Below are 17,219 nucleotides of genomic sequence, written 5' to 3' on the forward strand. Positions count from 1 at the left end.
ATGGCGATCTCCGTCCTGAGAGCAGCGCGCCGTCACCCGCTCGTGCGCCGGGTCCAGCGCGCGGTGGCCATCGGGCGACGCCGGGGTGAGTATCTGGCCGGCATGCGCGGGCAGCGCGCCCGCGCCGCCCAGGCGCACGGTGATGCGGCGCTGGCTACCTATGCCCGCCAGATGCAGGCGCAGCTGGCCGTCGCCCAGCCGAGCATGCGGCAGGTCTACGATCCGGCCTGGTGGGCGCAGGCCTCCCCCGAGCGGCTGGGCGCGGCCTGGCAGCTGATCGTCAGCTGGGCCGCGCTGGCCGAACCGGGGGCGCAGGCGGCGCTGGCGCATCTGAGCGCCCAAACCGAGGCCCGTTACGGGGTGCGCGTCGACAACGTGCGCATGCAGGCCCGGGATGTGGTCGGGTTGCTGGCGCGGGCCTGGCCACCGGACGCGCGCGCTCCCCGGTCCGGTGGTCAGCTGCCGGTCGATGAGCCGGTCTACAGCTACGTGATCCGTGACCTGTGGCAGCAGACGATCGTGGCCCAGCAGATCGGGTGCCGGCCCGGCGCCGGGATCGGCGCGGCGCTGTTCGGCGCCGAGCAGCTGCTGGCCTTCGACGCCGGACTCGGCGCGGCGACCGGGACGACGGGCCCGGCGCTCTCTTTGCGGTTCGCGATCGAGGTCTACCCGGGTGAGGATGTCACCGCCACCCCGGTGGCCGACGTCAGCGGCCTGCACGCCGCCGCCGTCCGGCAGCAGGCGCTGGAGCGGCGCGAAAAGGTCCTGGCCGGAGCCCCGGCCGACGCGCAGGAGCTGCGCGATGCGCTGCTGGTGGAGCAGCGCCGCCTCAACGATCTGATCGCCGTGCACCGGCCGCCGGACACCGAGGAGATCACCGCCCCGGTGCACATCCCGGCGGCCGAGAGCGCCCTGCGCGAGCAACTCGCCTACGTCCAGGTGCGGCTGGAAGCGACCGAAGCGACGCTGCGCGGCGAAAACGGCGAGCACGTCTACCAGCGCGCGGCCCTGCTGCACTGGCTGGATGACGCCTGGTGGCGCTCGGCCTCAGCCCAGGAGATCGCCGAGGTCTGGACGCAGGTCGCCGACTGGGGCGAGGGAGCGGCCAAGCGGCAGACGCTGGACATCCTGGCCGCGGAGCTGCACGCCCACCGCGATGTCACGGTGAGCTCGCAGACCACCGCGGCGCAACTCCTGGACGAGCTGACCGTGGTCATCGTCGACGAACCCCCGGCCACGCCTGACCCGTCCCGACCGGCCGCGCCCGTAGCCGATCAGAAGGTCTGGCCGGCGCCGCCCGTGGATGCGGCCCCGCCGACTGGTGATGCCGTTCGCGCCCCGGCGACCGGTGACCACGCTCCGGCCGCGCCCCGGCAGGACGTGCCTGCTGCCCGGCCGGACACCGGCACGCAGCAGCCGGTCACCGATCCCGAGCCGGACACGCCACCGCCCGCCCCCGCCGCGGCGGCCACTCCCGTCACCGGCCCGCCCGCGCCACCCCGCCCAGAACCCGCGCCTCCCTCCGCTCCCCCTGCCCAGCCCGTCGAGCCTGACCGATCAACGGCCCCGCCCGCCGCCGGAGGCGGGATCCTGCCCCCGGTGTCCGTTGCGCCGCCGGTCGCCGACCGGCGGGTGACATCCCCGCCCCAGTCGGCCCCCGACGTTCGTGACAGCGCACCGCCTGCCGTACCGGCCACGCCGCCCAGCACGGCTGCCTCGCCTCCGGCCCCGCGCGGCGACGAGCACACCACGGAACCGCCGGACCCGGCGCGGCCGGTGGCGCCCGCCGCGCCCTCCACCGGCGTTCCCGACGTGACCGATCCGGGCGCGCCTCCGGCCCCGGAGCGCGAGGGCGCCTCCTTCGGCGCTGTACCTGCCGATGCGCCGACCGCAGCCCACCAGGACAGCGCCCCGGCCGCACCGGCCCCGGCATCCCCGCAGAGGGATACGGCCACACCGGGCGCCGCTGCTACTACCTCGCCGCCCCGCCTCCGCGACCTGCCGCCTGCCGCCAGCGCCCCGGCGCCTCCGGCTCGTCCGGATGCGGCGGTCTCGCCCGGTGACAGCGGTCCGGAGCCGGTTTCCGCGCCGGAACCGCCCGCACCCGCCCGTACTCCCCTCCCGGCACCCGCCGCATCGACGGTTCCCCCGCGGCCGGGCACGGTGGCCGGACCCGATCCCCGCGCCGGCACAGCCCCGCCGGAGCGCACGCCGTCGCCGCCCCTGCCGGAACCGAGCGGCCGCCGCGACCGGTTCGCCTCGGCGGAGGAACTGGGCGCCGCACGCGCCGTGCTCCAGCGCCTCTACCAGGCATGGACCGCCACCCCGACGGCCACGCTCCTGCACAAAGAGGAAGAAGAGCTACGCGCCGAGCTCGGTACGGCCGGAACCAACGAAGGCGCGTTCATCGACCTGGCCTGGAGGAAACTCAGTCCCTCATCCGATGCGCCCGGCCCAGCCGCCGCCGGGTATGCGGGACTGCTTGAGGCGTGCACCACCGGGGAGCGGCTGCTGGCCGCCCGGCAGGCCTTCGTCACCGCCGATGATCGCCACATCCTGCAGCTGCTGGCCGCGCACGCCAGCGAGCTGACCGTACGGCTGCGCGCCACCGCCGCGAGCGGGCCGCCCGCGCGTACGGCTCCCGCCGGTGTCCGCGCACCGGATCGACGCACCCGCCTCGACGACACCCCTCGCAACCCAGCGGTGCCCCGCGACCGCGCTCCCGCCACTCCCCCATCTCCAGCCGGGCGGGAGCAGCCGACCCGCGCCGATACGCCCGCGTCCGCCCCGGCGCCGGCCCGCACCCCGCCGCAACCACAACCGGCCGCGCGTCCGACGGGTGCCCGGTTTACCAGCCTCGCGGAACTGCGCACCTTCTACCGGCAGCAGGGCAGCGCCCTGGCCGATGAGGCCACCCTCGGGCTGGGGCGCGACGGGTTTTTGGCCTACCACCATCCCGCCAACCGCGCCGCTTGGCAGCTGCTGCACGCCGCGACCGCGACCCCGATCCGGCGCACGGACTTTCCCGGCGGCAGCGACGTGCTGCCGCAGTGGGGCAACGAGCGCGCGATCCGCCGCCTGCTTGCGACGATCGAGCACCTGCGCGACGCCCAGGGCCAGCCCGTGGACTGGGACACCGACGATCCTGCGGTCCTGCGGCAGCGACTCGACGCCTTCCGCACCGACGACGGAGAGTCCTGGTGGGATGCGCTGTTGCGGGTGAGTGCCGAGCACGACATCGCCGGTGGCCATCCCACCACCACGGCGGCCTGCCACTGGCTGGCCATCCGCCCCGATCCGGACCGGCCTGCGCTGCCCGAGGGTCACAGCTACGGTGACCAGTTGCGGCCGGGCATGACGCTGACGGTGCGCGAGGACGACCACGCCGTACCGACCTCCGCCCGCATCACTGCGGTCACGCCGGGGCGCCGCACGGGCCAGTTCCAGGTGCACTTCGACAACGGCACCGACATCACCGTGCTGCGCAACGAACGCTTCCTGCTGGGTGAGGCGGCGATCGTGCGCGACCGCAGCGGAGCCGTGCGCGAGGAACTGGTGCTCACCGCCGACCTGTCCGCCGGGCAGCGGGTGCGCTGGACGACCACGGCCGGCGCGGTGGACCTGGAGCTGCTGGAGCGGGGATTTCGGCCCGGTGAGACGGTCACGATCACCGGGATGTTCCTGGGCCGCGATGAGCAGGACCCTTCCCTCATCCTGCTCGGCACCGTGGAGGTCCGCAGCCAGCAGCGCGACCGCGTCGTGCTGGTCCCGGACGTGCACGAGGTGGACGCCCCTGCCCGGGTCATGCTCCTGCACCCCCCAGCGCAGGAACGCACCGAACCCCCGGCGGACACGTCCTCGACCGACCTTGTCCCTGCTGCCGTCCCCGGTCCCGAGCGGTCCCCCGCACCGGCAGCGGAGGGGCCGGTGGCCTCACCGGATCCGCCCCCGGCGCCAGCCCCGCCTGCCGGGCCGCGTCCTTTCGGTGACGCGCCTGCCTCCGCGCCGTCCCACCTGCCGGCCGCTCCTGCCCCCGCTGATCCGCCCCCTGCCCTGCCCGGTTCCGCTGGCCGTGCCGGTGATGCGGCCCCCGAACGCCCGGGCGAGGTCGACGGCGATCAGATGATGCTCGTCATCAGCGAGCCGACACCCCTGTCCCGCAGCGCTCCCGCCCCTAGTGGCACCGCCGGTGAACCGCCGGCATCCGCCATCCCCGCGGCCGTCTCCAGCCCGCAGGCCACACCGCCAGCCACGCCAGCGATCGAGCAGCCGACCGCATCACCGCCGCCTTCAACCGCCACCCCCGCCGCCCCGGCAGCCCCGACCGTCGGCGGCGCTGCCGCTCCGGTGCCCGGGCCCGCCACCGATGCCGACACCGCCCGCGCGCTCGGCCAACTGCCTCCGTCCCTGCTGGCCACCCTGCTGCGCGGCCGCGACGACCCCCGGCACCTGCGCTTTCTGCACGCGGCCCTCGACCATCTGCGCAGCTCCGACCAACCGGATGCCGATGCCGCATCCCAGATCGAGATCACCGCCGCAGGACTGCGCATCAGCGCCGACGGCCACCGCGAAAGCGCCCTGACCTGGCAGGAGGTCATCCAGTGGCTGGAGCCCGCCGCCGAGCTGCCGGAGTGCGACCTCCTGCGGCGCGCCGACCTGCTGCACGCCCGCTACGTCAGCGGTGAGGAAAGCCTGCGCCTGGTCGGCCAAGCACAGCTGGGCGCACTGGTGCGCGAGGAACTCCGCGACTACCAAGCGCAGGCGGCCACGTCGATCCTCCAGGCGGCCCAAGCCGCCCATGAGCGCTCCCCGGGCGGCCGCCCGGCCGCCCGCGTCCGGCCCAAGCCGCGCCGCGATGCTCCCGATGACAACGCGCTGCTGTCGATCGGCGAGGTCGCCCCGGACGACGACCCCGAAGAACGCGCGGCCGCGATCCTTAAGCGCCTGGAGCGCCTGGAGGCGCTGGCCCCGCCGCGCGCCGGCGCGGGCACGCCGGTTCGGGTGAGGCAGCTGAGAGCCGGCATGGTCATCACCGACCCGCAGCGGTCCCGATGGCCGCTGCGATTGACCGGAGCGGCCACGAGCACCGGTACCGGGCTTCAGCTCAGCGGCACCCTGCTGCAGCCCGGCCAGCCGCAGCCGGACACGGTCTGGTCCTACCCCGCTGACGCCGGGGCCGATGAGCCGGCCGTGTGGGCCCTGCGGCCGCCTCCCTCGCTGCGCGAGCTCGACGGCACCTTCCCCGCTAACGTCACGGGAAAGGCCGAACTCTTACCGCCGTCCGCTGTCGACGAGCGCGATGATGCGGCCGCAGCGGAGCGGGCGTGGCCGGGGTTCGCCACCTTGAGCGAGTTGCTGGCCTACCTCGAGAGTTTCCCGCCCGAGATGCGCCCCGAGCGGCAACGGCGGGCCACGCCGTTCGGGCCCGCCGACACCGACGACACCTACGCCGCGAAGATCAAAAAGCAGAAGGATCTGGCCGGGCATATCCGCCGCTGCCGCGAACTGGCCCTCAGCCCCGGCGGGCACCTGCTCATCTACACCGACCGCGACGGCCAGCGCCAGATCGCCCTGGCGCGCACGCTGCTGCATCTGCCCGCGGTGTTCCTGGAAGGGCGCAGCAGCCAGCAGGCCGTGGCCCTGGCCGGGTGGATCGAACAGCAGGTGCGCGACGCCGACGGTGCCGTCTTCCCGTGGAGCTCGCCCCAGGCCCGCCAGGAGATCAGGCAGTGGCACTCGGCCGACGGCCGCAGCATCCGCCAGGAGATCCAGCGGCAGATCGCCGCCTACGACCGCGCCCACGGCATCGCCTCCCTGGCGGTGCGCGAGGACGACGAACAGCAGGCGGCCGACCAGCAGCGCCAGCGGCCTGCGGCCGGTTCCATCACCCCGCAGGCGATCACCCTCGGGGAGCGGATCCGGGTGATCTCCCGCGGCGGCGTATGGGTGCAAGGCCACGTCCAGGCCATCACCGACCACCCCAGCCGTCCGGTCGTGAAGGTGGTGCGGCTGCGCGAGAGCGACGGCACCGAGGCCACGCAGGAGATCGACCCGGCCGAGCACAGCGTGATACGGCTGCCGGACCTGCAGGCCGCCCCCACCGGCCCCAGCCTGAGCGCCGAACCAGCCGCGCGTACCGACGTCCCCACCGCTGTTGCTCCCGCCGCCGCCCAAGCGTCGCCGCCGATGAGTCCGCTCGTCAATCCGCCTGGCACCGCAGAGTCGGTCCAGGCCGTCCTGCCGGCCCCCGGTGCTCGTGCCGAACAACACCCGCCCGCCGCACCGGCCACCGCATCGGCCCGGTCCGCCGACGACATCCCCGTGGAAGAGCTGGACGATCCTCCATCGGCCTCGGCCTGGTTTTCCGGCCTGTTCGGCTTCCCTCTGTCGTCGCAGGAGCGGGCGCAGGCGCTGGAGGCGCTCGACGCCGTGGCCGAGCAGGCGCTCGCGCATCCGGGTCTGCGCCGCGCCGCCACCGAGCTGGAGCTGCGTGATTTCGAGGTGCGGATCTTCCCGTTCTGGCTGACTGAGCAGATCCGCACCTCTCCTGCCGTGCCCGAGGCGTTGCGCCGTACTTACTTCACCTCCAAGGGCACGCAGGGGATGCTGTACATCCGCCTGGCCCGCTACCTGCATGGTCGCTGGCAGCGCATGCCCGCGCCCGCATCGCCGATCTCGGCGCCGATCCCGATCCGCGACGCCTCCACCGACCGGATCATGCAAGGGCTGCGGGATGAGTACGCCTACGGCCACGACCCGGTCTTCCACGACGACGGCCGCGTCCACATCTACGTTTCCCTGCAGGGCGACACCCTTCCGCTGGATGTCGCCGCCGAACGGCACGCCCCCAAGATCGGCGTCCGCTCCAAGCCTCTCACCGACGCCGATCTGGCGACCGTGCTGGGGCACCTCGGCTACCGGTGGCTGGCCCGGGCCCTGCGCGCCACCGACGACCCTCGCCTGACCGAGGAGCTGTTCCCCTGGGGAAGCCGCCGCCAACGCGGCCCAGATGAAGCCGACCCCGGCGCCCTGGAAAACATCCACGCGGACAAGGGCGGCCTGGAGATCCAGATCGAAACCCCTGCCGGTACCCGCCGGGGGCGGCGCGGCTGGCCGAAACTGCTGCCCTGGCTACGCGAGCGGATCCCCGACGGCCAGCGCCAGATCCTGCTGGCCGCCGATACCGCCCTGGACGGCTACCGCACCCACCGGAAGCATTTCGCCCTCACCGGGCAAGAAGCGCTGCGGGATCAGGCCGTTACCGAGCTGACCGGCCTGGCCGACGCGGTCCGCGCCGCCGTACGGCAGACGGCCACCGCACCGGCCGTACCGGCCCGTTCCCAGCCACAGATGGCGACGCTGTTCGACGACGACAACTCGCATCACGACGACGTCGACGTCGAGGCGGTGCTGGCGCGCATCACCGCCCTCAGCGCGGTCCTGCCCGAGGCGCGCACCACCAGTGCGCGCCTGTCGCAACTGCGCCCGGGCGACGTCGTCCACCGCCCCGAACGCAGCAGCGCTCCCCTGCTCGTCACCCAGGAGCCGGCCGAGGCCAACGGCCGCTGGAGCGTGACCGGCGTCGTGCTCACCGCCGGCGTGCGCGGCGAGACCCTGTCATGGCCGCCACCCGGGCGCAGCCCCGAGCCGGACCCCGACGTCATCGTGCTGCACCTGCCCGGCTCCCTGGACGGCATCGTCACCCCGCCTCCGGCAACCGGACTGGCGCACGCAGAACCGCCCGCTACGGCGTCGCCCTCCCCCACGGCACCGCCGAGTGCGGCGCCACGCTCTTCCCGCGCCACCGACCCCGCTTCACCGCATCAGCCCGCGGCACCTGCCGATTCCTCGATCAGCGAATCAGGGCCGGGGCCTGACGCGCCGTGGCAAGAACGGCGGGCCTATGCCGAAACGCTGGTCGAGCAACTGCGGACGCTGCCCCTCCCCGAGGACCTCTTCACACCCGCCGACACCACGCGGATCCGGCAGGCCGCTCTCGCCCTAGCCCAGGCCATCGAGCACCGCCAGACCTGGGAGTGCTACCGGCACTGGATCGCGCTTCAGCACGTTCTGGCCGGCGTCGATCTCTCCGCGGAATCGGGCTCCTCCCCGCACCGCCTGCAAGAACGCGACCGGTTGCTGACGCTGGCCCGCGAGGTCGTGCCCGCGCAAGACCGCGCCTACGGCAATGAGGACATCAGCCCGCGCGCCTCCTTCCCCGCCGACCGGCCGGGATCGGACGTCGTCGTGGCCACGCTGGAGAACGTCATCCAGCAGGCCTGCGCCGACCTGCCGCTGCGCGCGGCCGCAGCCGCCACCCACGAAGACGACTTCGCCGAGCGCATCGTGCCCCTGTGGCTGAACCGGCTGGTGCGGACCGCCGAGCAGCCGCTGCCGGCCGAGTTCCGCGCCGCCTACTTCTCCCACCGGCAACAGCGCATTCACCGCTGGATCGCCATCGCGGTGCACGCGATCGTCGCGGTCGACGGCATCAGTCCCACCGGCCACGCCGAGCCCGTTACTCCCTTCGGACCGAGCACCGAGGCCGAACGGTTCCAGGACCGGGTCATGGCCGGGCTGCGCGACGCGCAGATCCGCTACGAGATCCACTACTGGGACAGCGGGCTCACCGCCGTGTGGGTGCAGTCCCCCGACACCCGGCGGCAGGGCGGCCGCCTGTCCCTGGAGGTCGCCGCCGCCCGCTTCGCCCCCCACCTGGGCATCACCCCCGAGCCGCTGCTCCACAGCGACATCGTCGAAGCCCTTGAGGTGTACGGCACCGGCTGGTGGGCCCGCTTCATCGCCGCGATGGACGACCCGGCCCAGCTGCGCGCGGTCCTGGCCCAATCCAGCGGCCGCGGGGGCATCATGACCACCCGCCAGGGTCTGGAGATCGAAGTCCACACGCTACAGGGCACCCGGTACGGGGTCGTGCCCTGGCAGCAGATCAGCGACCGGTGGATCCGCCCGGCCCTGAGCCCGGTTCAGCGCCAGATTCTGATCGAGGCCGACGCGGCGATCAGTCACGTGCAGGACGACCAGCTCGCGATCGACGATCTCGGTGCCAGGGATCAGGCCACCGCGTTTCGCAACGAGCTCACCGCGGTCAGCCGTGAGGTTCTGGCCGCATTCGTCGACTTCGCCGGTCGTACTCCTCTGGGCGCGGCCTCCGCCTCCCGCACCGCCGCTCCGCAAGCGGCGCTGTTTGACGACCCGGCCCTCGTCGCCGCTTCTTTCGACAAACCCTCCACGCCGCAGGAGGAGGCGACGCTGCAGCGGGTGCGGGAGCTCGCCGCCCAGCTGCCGCCACAGTGGCACGACAGCAAACCGCTGTCGGCGCTGGCCACCGGTGACGCACTGGTCCGCGACGAGGGCGGCGGCGTCTTCGTGCTCACCGCGCCGCCCCGCGATGCCGAAACGCATGTGGAGCTGACCGGCCGGGTGCTGGAGCGCGGTATCTACGCCGATCCCTCTACTCTGGTGATCTCCAAGGACGGGGGCGATACCGAGCAGCACGTCATCGGGCTGCCGGGTTTCGTCCCTCCGCCGCCCGAGATCACCGGCGCGACCACGGACGCCTCCGACCCCAGCGTGCCAGCCGGGCTACCTACGTCGGCGAGCGAAACGAACACCAGGCCCGCCCCGGCAGCGCGGACAACCACCGCGGCACCGCCTTCACCGGCAGAAGACTCGGCGCCCGCCGAACTGACCGACATCGACATCTTCTACGCGTTCAAGCTTTATGGCCCGCGTTTCATGTCGATCGTGCTGCGCAGTAAGGACGACCCCCAGGTCCTGCGCGATGAGATCTCCACTCAGCGGGGCACCAGCGGCCGGCGCAGCGGCGGCCCGGAACACGGCGTATCCGAGTCGATTGACGTGCGGCGCAACGGCTTGGAGATCGAAGTCGGCCGCGGCACCCGGCGCGGGCTGGTGCCCTGGAGACGCCTGCGGCAGTGGCTCACCTCCAACCTGGACCCGCTCACCCAGGAAACCTTCCTAGCCGCCGAGCAACTGGCGACCGGCTACCGCACGGCGAGCACCGGTTTCGCCGCCATCGGCGAGCGGCACCTGCACCGCCAGGCGGTACAAGAGATCAACGACGTCCTGGAGATGCTCACCACCGACATCCTCGAACGAGCCTTGCAGGCGGATCCGCCCTCGCGTCCACCAGGCCGCCGCGCGGCGACCACCGAGGCACCTGATGGGCTGTTCGACCTCGGTACCGAGGCCGTCACGCCCGCCACCGATCCCCCCTATGCCGCGCACCTGGCCCGGCTGCGGCAGCTGAGAGCGCTCTTGCCCGCACACTGGGGTAAGCACATCCCGTTGAGCCAGATACAGCCCGGCAGCGTCATCCACCGCCCTCACTCTGCTGAGCTGTTGCGCGTCACCGAACCGGTCACCGATCGCGGCGATGACCTCGAGCTGGTCGGCGAGCTGGTCGACAGCGGCGCCCGCGCCACCGCGACCTGGTCCAAGCACCCCTTTGGCTCGCCCGTCCCCAACCCCGATCCCACCGTGGAGGTCATCGGGCTGCCGCAGTCGCTGGCTCCCCTGTTCGCCAGCAGCCCGCAATCGACACCCGCCTCTCTCCCCGCCGAGACGCAATCCCTCCGGTCTGCCGACCATCCCGCCCCGGCTGCCGAACACCCCCGCGATCAGCAGGAGCAGCCTGCGTTCTCCCCCGCCCCCGAAAGCGCCGAACACGAGAGCGATGCCCTGGAAAAGGACGGCCCCGCAGGCGGTCGCACCCTCCCGGGCGAGTCCCCCGGCTCGTCGGGTGCGGTGGTCCCGCCGCCCGCTGCTGAGGCCGGTCCCGGCGCGCCCACGCCCGCCCTTCCCGCAGTGGTTCCCCGCCCCGGTACGGCACCGGACGCGCCGGCGACCGCCGACGCGGACCACACCCGGGACACACCTGAGGAGCGCAAGGCGCGCTTGAGCTCCGCAGTGGACGACCTGTGGGCGATCACCCTGCCCAAGGCGACGTTCACCCCCGCCGACGCGGCCCGCATTCAACAGGCCATCGCCGATCTGGCCGAAACGCTCCCCGGGCCGCGCCCGGTGGAGATCTACCGCTGCTGGGCGGTGCTGCAGCACGTGTTGGCAACCGCCGAAGTCCCGGCCGAGGCCCCGGCCGCGGCGAGGTTCCACGACGCCTGCGAGCACCTGCTGGATGTGGCGCGCACCGCCCTGTCCGCCCGCGCGAACTACTACCACGCCCGCACGATGATCACCGTTGAGTCGCTGCTGAAGGCCGACCACCCGGCCCCTGAGGCGATCACCACAGGGGTCAACGCGGTGACCGCGCTGGCGCTGGCCGATGTGCCGTTGCGGGCTGCGGTCGCCACGCTGGAGTTCGACGACTTCACCGAGCGGGTCTTTTCCGTCTGGCTGGTGCGGCTGATGCGAGCCGAGCAGGTGGAGCTGCCGCCGGAGTTTCGCGCCTTCTATTTCTCCAGCCGGCAACACGAGCTGCATCAGCGGCTGGCCGCGGCCGTGCGCGGCATCGTCGCCGTCGACGGCATCGACCCCACCGGCGCCGCCGCCCCCGTCGAGCCCGCTCAACCGGCCACCGAGACCGAACGCGTCCACGACGAGATCCTCACCGCGCTGCGCGCCGCAGGCGTCGTCTACCGGATGACTTATTGGCCCGACGGGCGCACCTCGATCTGGATGACGCACAACGGCAAGGAGCAGGAGACCGCCAGCCTGCCGCTGGACGTCGCCGCCGCCCGCTTCGCCCCCCAGCTGGGCATCACCCCCAAGCCGTTGCGCGACGACGACATCATCACTGGGCTGAGCCGTTACACCACCTCCTGGTGGGCGCACTTCGTGTCCGTGATGGACGACCCTGCCGGACTGCAGGAGCTCACCTCCCGCATCAACGGGCAAGGCAACGCCCACACCACCGCTCAGGGCCTGCACATGGAGGTGCACGCCGTCGACGGCACCCGCCGCGGGGTCGCACCCTGGCGGCAGATCATCGACCGGTGGATCCGGCCCGGCCTGACCCACCAGCAGCGGCGCATCCTGGTCGAAGCCATGGCGGCCCACCACCACTCCATGCAGGGCCATGAAGTGTTCGCCATCACCGGCACCGACGAGCACGCCTCCGCCCTGCGCCGGGAGCTGGACACCTACGCCACGGTGATCCGCGATGAGGCGATGGCGTTTGCCGCCCGCACCCCCTTGGGCCCCATCGGCTCACCGGCATCGGCCCACACGTCGGCGCCGCAGGCAGAAGACCTGTTCTCCGCCGCGGCAACCGATGACGAACAGACGCTCTCGGCGGCCCGCCAGGAAGTGCTGGACCGCATCAGCGAGCTGATGGCCGAGCTCCCCGAGCAGTGGGAGACCACCAAGGCGCTATCACAGTTGCGCGCCGGAGACGCGCTGGGCAGGCTCCGCCACGACATGCGGCTGTTCGTCCTGACCGAGGATCCACGCGATACCGGCGATGAGGTGGTCCTGACCGGCCGCGTCCTGCGCCGCGGCGTCTACGCCGACCCCACCACCCTCACCATCGCCAAGGACGGTGGTGATCCGCCGCAGCAGATCGTACAGCTGCCGCGTTTCGCGCCCCTGCCGCCGGAACTCACCGCCGACCAGGATCCCCTCGCCGACGCCCCGGTGCAGGAACAGTCCGCCACCGCCGCGATGACGGCTCCCGAACCCGTCTCCCACGCGCCGGGCGGGGACACCCTCGCGCTCACCGACATCGACATCCGCTACGCCATCACCGACCAGAACCCGTGGTTCCTGGCCGCGCTGATCCGCAGCATCGACGACCACCGAGCACTCCGCAGGGTGATCTCCGAACGGCACGGATCCTCCGGGACCCGCTCCGGCGGGCCCGAGCCCGGCCTGTACCAGCTGACTCAGGTCCAGCCGAAGGGCATGGAGATCACGGTGCGCGCCCCGGACGGCACCCGGAACGGCCTGGTGACGTGGGGGCGCCTGCGGCAGTGGATCGCCCCGGGCCTCGACCCGCACCTGCGTGATGCGTTCTTGACCGCCTCGTCGGTGGATGCCCGCTACACCTCGGCCCGGGAGGTGTTCGGCGCGATCGGGGAATCCCACCTGCACGCGATGGCCCAGCGAGAACTCGACGCGCTCCTGCACGAGTTGCGGGCCACCATCCTCCACCGCGCCCTGCACACCCACCAGAGCGATCCCGCCGGACAGGATCCGACCTCGCGCCGTACCCCGACGAGCCCGGACACCGCCGCCACGCTGTTCGACCTCGACGCAGACGCCACAGCCGACGATCCCTACGCCGCGGCCATGCAGCGCCTGCGCGATCTGGCGGCGGCCCTGCCCGACCACTGGCACGACCCCACCCCGCTGAGCCAGATCCGGCCCGGCAGCTTCTACAACCACTCCGGCTACTCCGGCGCAGTGTGCCGCGTGAGCGCACCCGCCATCGACCACGGCGAGTATGTCGAGATCGCCGGTGAACTGCTCAACGGCGAAGCCGTCACCAGCCGCTGGTACAAAAACAGCGGCTCCTCTGTCTGGGAGGCGGGCGCCGAGCCCACGGTGAAGATCCTGGTGCTGCCGGGTTCGCTGGCGCCGTTGTTCCCCTCTGCCCCGGACGATCCTGCCACGGCCTCCATCCGCGGACCTCGCGCCGTCGCTTCGGCCGAATCCAGCGAATCCGCCGAACCTGCCGATCCCGTCCTGCTCCGTCCTCGCGATGACCTCGCCTCTGTACCTGAAGCCGACGTTCCGGCCGCCGACGTTCCGGCCGAGCCGGCCAGCACCGGCCGGCGGGCCGACTACTATCCGGCGGACGGAGTCTTCGATCCTGCCGTCACCGAGCAGTTGCGCCAGGCCGCCATCCGGTTGGAGCACGCGCTGCGTCGCGGTACCGCCGCCGATCTGGACATCGCCTACGGCGCGTTCGTCGACGCCGTTCACGATCCTGCGGTCAACGCCGCCCCGACCGAGCCGGGCCCGGTCACCGGTGAAGTCGATCGCCTGCTGTATCGCGCCGCCAAGGCGTGCGAGCAGCGGGCGATGGACCTCATCCCGGCGATCGCCGCCGCCTACGGGCTCGACGAGCAGGCCGCCGCCGCGCATATCGATGCGCAACGGCGTCATCGGCCGCTGGAGGGCGTGGCCGCCTACGCCCGGCGCATGGATGACTGGGAACCGGAACAGGCCGACGCGACCGCGATGACCCTGCTCGCCGACCACCACACCGATCTGCCGGTCGATCCGCGGATCCTGCCGGCCCTGTCGGTCGCGCACCCCGAAGGTCCGGAAACCGAATACCTGGCCGGTGCGCAGCTCGCCGACACCTGCTACACGAAGAACGATCTTCGTTCGGCGTGGACGGCGGACGAGGAGACCGTGCGCGGCGCCGTCGACTACGCCCGTGCCCGGGCCCGCGTGCCGGACACCCGGACCGATCTGGACCCCGCCGGATGGGCCGATCTCGCCGCGGGCCTGGATCGCATCCGCGCCTGGCAGCAGACCATGCCCGAGGCCGAACGCCTCCGCGCGGTCGCGGCCCGCCTGGAGCTTCCCCCCATCGATACGGCCGTCGGCGGGTATGCACGGCGTCGCGCGATCGCCACCGGCGCGCACACGCATCTGGCCCGGCTGCTGACGCTGTCGGACACCGCCCTGCAGGTGGAGGCCATAGGCCTGCACGCCCTGGTGGACCACCACGACCGCGCGCCCGGCCTGCCCCGCTTCCGGCGCGAAGAGATCACCGCCGAGGTATTGGCCCGCCTGGTCGCCTGGGATGCGTTTCTACTGCACACCCAGGTCACCGATCCTGATCGGCCCGTGATTCCTGCTCCCGCCTACCGCTCCGGCATCGCGCTGGCCCGGAACCTGCGCGCCGAACGACGCGACCCTGAGGCGTTTGCCGCCGCGGTGCGCGCCGCCGACCGCGAGGCGTTGATCGGCGCCGCCGACTACGCCCAGGGGCGCGGCATCGATCGCGAACTGGTGCCCTCCGCGCCTGAGGTGAAGGCCGAAGCACAGCGCTGGCAGGATGTGGCCGCCGCTATCTGGACGGCTCTGGAGATCACTGCGGAGCAGCGGCCCGAACTGACCGGCCTCCCCCTCAGTGCCCTTCCATTCCCCGGGACGGCCACCGGTGCCGATGTCCCCGCGGCGCCGTCCGCGCTCTCCGGTCAGCCGAGCGCGCCGTCCACCGCGGATGAGCCGCAGCTTCGCGTACCGACCGGCCCAAAAACCCAAGCCCAGCCCTCGGGACCGTTCACCCCCGCCGATGGCCTGTTTCCCACCGAGACGCACCGCGAGCTGATCGAGCACGCCCGCGCCTACCGCGACGCCCTCGACAGCCATGATGCCGCCAGCATCGATATCGCCTACCAGCAGCTGGCCGCCGCGTGGCGCGGTGCGGTCGCCGACCTGGACCCACCGCGCGACGCCCCCGTGCTCAACGAACGCGACCGCGTCCTGGACCAGGCCCGCCAAGCCGGGATCGAGGCCGCCGTCGCCATCACCCGGCGCATCGCCCTGGCCAACGGCGCCAGCGCCGCAGAAGCCGAACGATTCGCCAGCCAGCAGCGCACCACGCTGGAGCCGTTGGCCGGTGTCAGCCGCCTTGCCGAGTTCCTCGCCCAACGCACGCCGGCCGAGCTGGACGCCTCCGCCATGGTCCAGCGGGCCCGACTGGACGTCGGCCTGTTCTCCAACGAGGCCGCCCTCCCGGCGCTGTCGATCGTCCAGACCCGACCTCCCAGCGTCGCCTACCTGGCCGGGGCCGAATTCGCCCGCACCCTGCATGATCAGCAGAACGTCGACGAGGCATGGGACGCTGATCGTGAGACGGTGCGCGGTGCGCTGGACTACGCCTGGGCGCGGATGGGGATCAGCTCCCACCACGCCGCCGCCCAGGCGTCGACGTGGACTCCCACCCGCAATCACCTGCAGCGCATCTGGAACCACCGCAGCCCTCAGATGGACGAAGCCCGCCTGCGGCGCCTGGCCCGGACCCTGCACCTTGCCGATCCACCCGTGGAGGCCCTGGCCGAGCTGACCTCGACGCCCGCCCCAGCTGAGGAGATCACCCGCCAAGAAAACACCCTGCGGAACGCCAGCGACGACGACCTCCACACCGAGGCGATGGCGATCCGGGCGATGCTCGACCTGCTCGGCGACGCTCCGCAGATCTCCGCCGATGACCGCCGTAACCAGTTGCGGCAGACCCTGCTCGTGCGGCTGCCGGCCTGGGATGCCGTCACCGCGAACCTGGCCCGTGACATCCAGCGCGCGCCGCTGCCGGATCCGGCTTACCTGGACGGCGCCGATCTGGCCCGGAGTCTGCACGACCAACAGCTGGACGCTGCGGGCATCCGCGCCCGGCTCGGCGACTGCGACCCGCGCACGCTGCGCGGCGCCGCCGCCTACGCCCATGAGCGCGGTGACTTGATCAACCGCGGATGGGTACCGCTGGATTCAGCAGCCAGAGCCGCGGGGATGTTCGCCTGGCAGCTCCTCGATTCTCAGCTTCGCCAGCAGCGCGACAGCCTGTCGCAGCCGGCGGACGTTCCCGGCGGCAGCCTCGATCTTGCCTCCGCGTCGATCGCTCCCTCCTCGCCCGTCCCGACCGCTGATGTCATCGCGCCCGTCGCCGGGGCTCCCGCATCGACGGGCGCGTCCCTCAGCGCCGAACCGCCGGCCGACGTCATGCAGATGCTGCGCCGCTGGGGCGCGTTGGCGGCCGATGAATCGGTCCCCCTTCACCCGATGCAGCGGCGGTTCCTTCGCGGTGCCGCCGACCCGGCCAGTGGAAGCGATCTCACGTTCACTCTCACGCCCGGGCGCCGGCTTGCCGTCCAACGCTCCGGGACCAAGGGCAGATACTCCTATCTCATCATCAGCAGCGCCGATGGGCGGATGCTGCCCAAGGCGCTGCAGTCCCAGCACAAAGGGCTCAAGGGTGCGCTCTCGCTGGCGAGCGCGTATGAACAAAAACTAATCGGCACCGACGGCACCCCGTACGGCTGGACCGTCGGGGCTGACATCGATCAGACATGGCGTTCGGAGCGTGATGAGTCCTGGAATGAAGCGCTCGCTCGCATCAAGGGCGAGCACGACCGCGACCACGGGTATGCGACCAAGGACGCCCAGAAGGTCACCGACTACGAGAACGGGACCGCCCTGCGCCCCGATCGGGCGCCATCCGGCCCCGGGCATGTCTACGGCGATCAGATCCAGCCCGGCGATCGCAT

The 17,219-nt window shown here is 72.5% G+C and carries 1 protein-coding gene (running past one end of the window); it reads left to right on the forward strand.

What is annotated here, in order from left to right:
• Positions 1 to 17,219 carry the 5' portion of a UvrD-helicase domain-containing protein gene (locus HS048_RS34850; protein WP_196470108.1) on the forward strand. It continues 21,097 nt past the right edge of the window, so 17,219 of the gene's 38,316 nt are visible here — the first part of the coding sequence; the start codon lies at positions 1 to 3; its stop codon lies beyond the right edge, outside the window.

The sequence above is a fragment of the Planomonospora sp. ID91781 genome, from assembly GCF_015711595.1.
GTDB classification, from domain to species: Bacteria; Actinomycetota; Actinomycetes; order Streptosporangiales; family Streptosporangiaceae; genus Planomonospora; species Planomonospora parontospora.